General features: G+C 34.3%; 7 protein-coding genes. 3 read left to right on the top strand and 4 right to left on the bottom strand.

The features are described from left to right. Positions 1 to 595: 595 nt before the first annotated feature. The 4 genes from GOQ16_RS15540 to GOQ16_RS15525 all read right to left on the bottom strand — a co-directional run bounded on the left by GOQ16_RS15540 (position 596) and on the right by GOQ16_RS15525 (position 4,764). Complete coding sequence (locus GOQ16_RS15540; protein WP_160070129.1) at positions 596 to 1,759, bottom strand: ABC transporter permease; 1,164 nt, start codon at positions 1,757 to 1,759, stop codon at positions 596 to 598. A 7-nt stretch (positions 1,760 to 1,766) separates the two neighbouring features. Further along, complete coding sequence (locus tag GOQ16_RS15535; RefSeq protein WP_160070128.1) at positions 1,767 to 2,729, bottom strand: HlyD family secretion protein; 963 nt, start codon at positions 2,727 to 2,729, stop codon at positions 1,767 to 1,769. 2 nt (positions 2,730 to 2,731) lie between these two features. Further along, on the bottom strand, positions 2,732 to 4,120 hold the full coding sequence (locus GOQ16_RS15530; protein WP_160070127.1) for a TolC family protein: 1,389 nt from the start codon (positions 4,118 to 4,120) through the stop codon (positions 2,732 to 2,734). Positions 4,121 to 4,203: 83 nt separating this feature from the next. Then, positions 4,204 to 4,764, bottom strand: coding sequence for a Crp/Fnr family transcriptional regulator (locus GOQ16_RS15525; protein ID WP_160070126.1), 561 nt, complete (start codon positions 4,762 to 4,764; stop codon positions 4,204 to 4,206). A gap of 76 nt (positions 4,765 to 4,840) precedes the next feature. Here GOQ16_RS15525 and GOQ16_RS15520 point away from each other — a divergent pair, with 76 nt between their 5' ends. The 3 genes from GOQ16_RS15520 to GOQ16_RS15510 all read left to right on the top strand — a co-directional run bounded on the left by GOQ16_RS15520 (position 4,841) and on the right by GOQ16_RS15510 (position 6,569). Continuing rightward, complete coding sequence (locus GOQ16_RS15520) at positions 4,841 to 5,119, top strand: hypothetical protein (protein ID WP_160070125.1); 279 nt, start codon at positions 4,841 to 4,843, stop codon at positions 5,117 to 5,119. A 222-nt stretch (positions 5,120 to 5,341) separates the two neighbouring features. Beyond that, positions 5,342 to 5,782, top strand: a complete 441-nt coding sequence (locus GOQ16_RS15515; RefSeq protein ID WP_160070124.1) for a hypothetical protein — start codon at positions 5,342 to 5,344, stop codon at positions 5,780 to 5,782. A 31-nt stretch (positions 5,783 to 5,813) separates the two neighbouring features. Next, positions 5,814 to 6,569 (top strand): GIN domain-containing protein, encoded by a 756-nt coding sequence (locus tag GOQ16_RS15510; RefSeq protein WP_160070123.1) that lies wholly within the window; start codon positions 5,814 to 5,816, stop codon positions 6,567 to 6,569. The last annotated feature ends 13 nt before the right edge of the window (positions 6,570 to 6,582 follow it).

Here is a 6,582-nt window from a genome sequence, read left to right as displayed (position 1 = left end):
AGTAAGAAAACAACCTCAGAACGAACTTGAATCAACAAATAAAATTAAATATCCGTTTTACCGGACAACAATGATTTCCAATATAATTGATTCCCTGTTTCGCGATCTCAATACATCTATCTACATCGGATACCAGAAAACAAATTGCATATGTATTTAAGGTGTTTGCGTAGAATAAGGTGTCATTTGTATAAGTTGGATTATTTAGGATATTCTTTTCTATATAATCTATGACAAAAGGCTTATTGTTTGCATAGTTTCTATTTAATAAATCCGTGATATTATTACGCAATAAAATATAATCCTTCTCCTTCTTTATTACATTTTGTATGGAATCATTGAAACGTAACAATTCCTCCGATGGAGAATTACCAAAGCAATTAAAAATAAATAATATAAAAAACGTTATAAAAATCGTTTTCTTAAAATTCATAGGCGGGTAGGCTAATAAGAATTATGCCTAAATATAACACTTTTATCATTTACATAAATTATTACTTATAAATAATATTTCAAATTATTAATTCATTTTACATAAAAAAGGAGTTTACTATTTAAAATAGAACTCCTTAGGATAAAATGCATATTACAATTTCTAATTACTAATTTCTTTCTTCATTTTATGAATTTTATACTGTAACAGCAAAATTGAGAGCAGAGAAGTCGCTAAAGTTATACTAGCTAATCCTAAAATTGAATCTAAAATTAAATCAGTACTTCCTTTTTCTATCACAAGTGTTCTGAATATTTGCAGATAATGTGTCAACGGAATACAATTTGCAATACTAACCACCCAAGCTGGCATTTGGCTTAACGGCCAGGTAAATCCACTCAAAATAAACGATGGTGTAGCGATTACCATCAAAATTTCTGTAGCTTTTAGCTGTGTTGGGATAGCAATGCTTACGAGTGTACCCAGAAAACTTACCGATAGTAGAAATAAAATAGTACTACCCCAAAACGCAAAACCTTCAATCTCGATTGGCATGCGATACAAAATTGAAAAACCATAATATAGAGCATAGATAAAAATAGACATCAACAAATAAGGTGTTATTTTTACCAATAGTAATTCAAATACATTCGTCGTTCTTGAAACTAAATCTTTGAATGTGCCATTTTCAAATTCTGAAGCAAAGCTCAGTGCCAAACCTAACATCATAACCTGTTGAAATACCGTCAACAATACACCTGGCAACATAAAATAAAGGTAATTTCCTGAACGAAAATTCTGTTTTATAATCGTGGTTTTGAATGGTTCATATTGCTGTGCTGCTGCATAAGCAGGCACACCTTTTTTTTCCAAAGATTTAACCTGAATCCCTACTTTCAATGTTCCCGCACATATATTTGCTGCCATCATCGCATAATTAGATGTTACCGTATTTGAAGTATTAACGAATAATGTCAATTCTGTCGGTCGATTGTAATTGATATTCGAAGAGAAATTCTTTGGAATAGTCACCACTACAGTAGCCTCTTTTCGTAATGCCTCTTCACGAGAATTAAAATTATCAGGCAATACGGAAGCTACATAGATCACTTCATTTTCATTGAACATATCAATTAATTGTCTCGAGAGTGGAGACTGATCTTCGTCGACAACAATAATCGGAATATCAGTGACTGTCCCCTTCTTATATACGGAACCAACCAAAATCCCATACATTATTGGCGCACCAAAAAAAAGGACCATCAAGACTTTATTCTGAAAGAATAATTGAAATTCTCGTTTTATTAAACTTACAAAGTTCTTCATAATAACCCTATTTAGAAGCCTCGATTATGAATGTTGCTTTAGTCAGCAAATCTTTACATTCTTCTGCGTAAGTAGGTTTCAAACGAATTTCAAACATCGCTTCCTGTTGTTCAAAATCCGGATATGCAGTACTGATATTCGCATAGGATGTCAATGTTTTAATTGTTTCTACACGCGCCTGTATTTCTTTATTTTCCAAATAGGGAATACACAATAGCTTAATTGCTCCTTTTTGGAAATCTTTGACTTTACGCTCTGGAATAGTCACACGGAAGTACGTGCCATCCGTGATATAACCTGAAGCTAAACTATAGCCAGCCATAGCCAACTCCCCTACTTTGAGGTTGATAGTCTCTATAGTCATATCCTGAGGGGCAATAATATATCGCTCTTGTGCAGCTACATTAACCTCCGAAACGGCACCTAATGCACGTTCCTTTTGTCCCAATGCCATTTGTTGTTGTTCGATACGTGCACCATGGTCTACATCAGCTATCTCCGCTTGCGCTGCCAAATATTGATTTTTAGCACCTTGATATTTCGCGTATATTTCATCGTATTTTTGTTGAGAAACTAATGAATCTTGCAACAAATTACGCATACGGTTCAATGACTTCTCCGCAAAATCGTATTGTTCTTTTAATCCATCTACCTTCGCACGTAACTGCTTCAACTGACCATCTGTCGCACCTTTTATAGCCATTTGATATTGGGCTTGCGCAGATTCCAATGCGCCTTGCGCTTGTGCTGCTTTGGCGTCTACTTCTGGCAATTCGAGTATTATTAAGGTATCTCCTTTTTGCACAAATTGACCTTCTTCTACTAGAATCTTTTGGATTTTCCCAGGAATTTTAGTTGTTACAGACAGTTGTTCTCTTTCTATTTTTCCTTCTATCTTTTTATCTACCTTTTCGGATGAACAACTTTGCATCATCACTAAAAATCCTAGGGTATATGTTATTTTTTTCATGATTATCTTATAATGGTTTGATATAAATTTCCGTTTGATTTCAATACTTCAGTCGCCGTCATACGCTGATTCAATACCTGATGGTAATAATTCAGTGATTGCTTGTAGTATTCATTTTCCGCTTCCAATCTTTCGGTTACATCTTGCAAGCCTTCTTCAAATTGGCGAGATGCCAAGTGCAAGTTATTTTTGGCGATAATCATTTGTTGCTGGTTCACAGACACTTTTTTTAATGCTAACTCATAGTCAGATTGTGTTTTGCGTTGCAATAAACCAAGCTTTTCTTTTGTATCTGCTAATTTGTTGTCTTGAATTTGCAAATCCAATTTGGCTTTTTGAATATGAGCTTTGTGAGACTTTCCTTCAAAAATATTCCATTTCATTCCTACACCAACCGCAAAATTTGGAGCCATACGAAGATGATTTGATTTAAAATGAAGATCACCTAACTGCGGTATATCTTTGATGGTAGTTTTCATATGAAATGCATTTAAATAGGAAACATTTCCAAATGCAAATACCATCGGCAATTGAGCTCCTTTTTCCTTTTTCAAAACGTATTCCAAAGCTTTATGCGAAGCTTCTAATGCTTCCAATTCCTTACGATTCATCACTGTAGCCTCATCGGTCAACACGATTTGCTCTAGTGGATAGTTTACTTCTTTTAATTCTTCCGTAGCAAGTCCTGTTAATTCTTCCAATTTATAATACAATAATTCGCGATTGCTCTCCACTTCAGCACGTTTACTTTCCAATTCCAACATCGCCAACTTAATTTTATCACGATCGTAAGGAATAGCTACGCCATTCTCTATTGCTTTTACTACTTTAAGATGCTCTTTATTAAGGCGTTTTTCGGAATCAGTAATTAGCAAATCCACTTCTTTAAGTAACATTAACTGATCATAGGAAGTAATGACTTCTTGTGCCAATTGATCATATCCAGCTTCCGTAAGTAATGCTTGTGCTTTGTATTTATGTTCCAAAGCCTTTTGGCCATTCGTAATCTGCAATCCACTAAATAGCACCTGGGTGGCTGTGACACCCGTAGTAAAGACTTGAGAAGAAATGTTTCCTTTGGTAATTCCTTCAAAAAGGTTTATGCCTGTGATAGGCAGCTGTTGCGTTGGCAAATCAATGTCTAGCCCCGAGTTCACATAACCATAAAGCGCATTCAAAGAAACCTTAGGTAATAGTTTACCTTGGACTTCTTCCCGATCCAATGCTACTTTTTGATTTTCCAGTTTAGCATTCTGAATAGATTTATTGTGGTCTAATGCCTTTACAACACTTGATTTGAAAGTTTGCAATTGCTCTTGCGCATACGTATCAGATTGATATCCACATACAATCAATAAAACATAAATAATTATTAAGATATTTTTTTTCATAAAACATTATTTGTATTTCCTACAACAACACAAAGGTCGTGTTTGTTTTAATGAAAATTTTTCAGATATCTTAAAAAATGAAATTACTTCATTCCTCGAATTACGGATAATGTTTGTTGAGATACACCTAAATATGAAGCAATATGACCTAAGCTCGCATTTTGGAGTAAGGATGGATTTTCAGTTAATAATGATTCATATCGCTCATGAGCTGTTTCAAATTGGCTATTGTAAAATCTTTTTGAAAAAGAAATAAGATTATCCAAAAGTATTTTCTCGATGATATGGTTCATCGTAATACTTTTATTCGCCATCTCACGTATAGGCGCAAAAGGCAGTAATGTAATTTTTGATGAGGCTAATGCTTGGAAACCAAATAAACTTGGCTTTTGGTAAAAAACACTTTCAATACCTGTACTGAAAGTGTTTTCACCGAAAAAGTAATGCGTTATATCCTTTCGATTCTTGTAATAATAGACGCGTGTGAATCCAGATTCCACAAAATAAATATGTCTCAGGTAACTATTCGGTTCAAAAATAAATTCGCCCTTTGCGAACTCCCTCGTTTCGCTGATAGAATCAAAAAATTCTTCTAATTCATCATCGATTTGATATAAATTTTTGAAATGCTCGATTAACGTCATAGACAAATATAGAAATCAAAAGATAAGTGAAGAAATCACAATATTAATTATATTTAGTAAAAAGAAAACTTGAATTATGAAAATTCACACTATCTCATATTTCCTACTTGTAATTGCTGTATGTTCTTGCGGCTCTATAAAAGACGCAAATATCAACAAACAAATCATAGCAAGTAAATATAATCAGCAGAACCAATACAGCTACACCTTACACGACTTTCCGCAGCCTTCAGATCACATTAAGATTGATACCACCTTGAAAAAGCAGATTTCATCAGGAAGTTTGCATATTGCCAATACGATTGGAATTATTACTTATCTCAATGAATACAGCCAAGTCATTAATGCTATTTGAAATTTAAATGATACCGAAAGAAGATTAAAAATTTTGGAGTTGAAACAAGCTATTGATCACCAAATCAATAATGCTTCATTGGTTATTTCAGCCGTTTCATCGGAATTGGATTGCGAAGAAGAACGTGTAAGTCAGATTGCGCATTATTTATCCGAATAGCAAGGAAGTTTAGAGTCCAAACTCACTATTGGCGCAATTGTATTAGGGGCTACTGGAGCCATCTTGACTGGTGGTGTCATCAAAGATGAGAAAGCAAGCAATGCTGTCGGCATTAGCACAGGTATAGCTGAAGCTGGATTAGGTCTTACGATGTTATTCAATAAACGGAAAATTGAATTTTTACACGACCGTAATATCCTACGCGACATTTGGGAAGGCCCAACTGTGTCCTCGTTAATTCCGTCTTTTATTTGGTATTACCTCAATCATGAGGATCAAAGTAATCATTCTCTACGAAAGGAAATCATTGATAAATGGTCGCAATTTGGACAAATTGATAAGAATTCCGCTCCTAATTCATTATTATACTTTGGGAATGGCGGAGAATATTCTGCCGATGAATTGGATAACCGGGCAGATATGTACGATCAATTGGAATCGCAGATTCATTTACTCAAACAAAAATTGATGACACTCGCGATAGAGATTGACGAAATTAAATAATTATATTAGCTCACATTATAAAACTATTATCATGAAAAAACTCAGCACACTATTACTAACATTCTTACTATTCGCTTCTGTAAATGCACAGCACAAAGAAATTCGCAAAGTAACGTCGCATCATGGCATCTCAGTTGCAACCAACCTGAATGTATCGTACATTGAATCTAACAAGAATGAAATTGTAATTGATTGTGCAAACAAAAATCACATTGAATTAATACTTACCGAAGTCAAAAATGAAGTTTTGACTATTCAATACAAACCAAATACAAATATCAACAGCCTAAAACAGAATAAAATAACCGTTTATTCGAATTCTAAACTAAAATCTTTAAAAGCCTTCTCAAGTGCAAGATTAGTAGTCGATGCTCCGATAGCATCAGAATCCATATCTATCGTATCAACTTCATCAGGAAATATTAATGCCCGTCATATTAAAGCAAATGACTTGGAAATCCAAGTTAGTTCCTCTGCAAACTTTGACGCCCATGTTGACGCATCAAAACTTAACATTTCTGCATCGAGTTCCGCAAAAATATTCTTAGCTGGCAAAATTGAAGATTCCAATATAAAAATGAGTTCTTCAGCAAAATTGGATTTAACGCAGGCTTCTGTTCGGAACGTAGTGTGTGATGGCAGTTCTTCCGCTAAATTAAACATTACGACAGCCCAAACATTACGAAGTAACCTATCCTCGTCCGCAAATATTACATATACAAAAGAACCTACTCAAATTTTAGAAAATAAAACTTCTTCTAGCGGAAAATTAGTAAAGAAGTCCTAACAACACAATATTG

Origin of the sequence: Sphingobacterium bovisgrunnientis (assembly GCF_009829085.1) — a bacterium.
GTDB classification, from domain to species: domain Bacteria; phylum Bacteroidota; class Bacteroidia; order Sphingobacteriales; family Sphingobacteriaceae; genus Sphingobacterium; species Sphingobacterium bovisgrunnientis.
The sequence above is the reverse complement of the archived record's forward strand: the minus strand, read 5'-3'. Positions and strand labels throughout refer to the sequence as shown.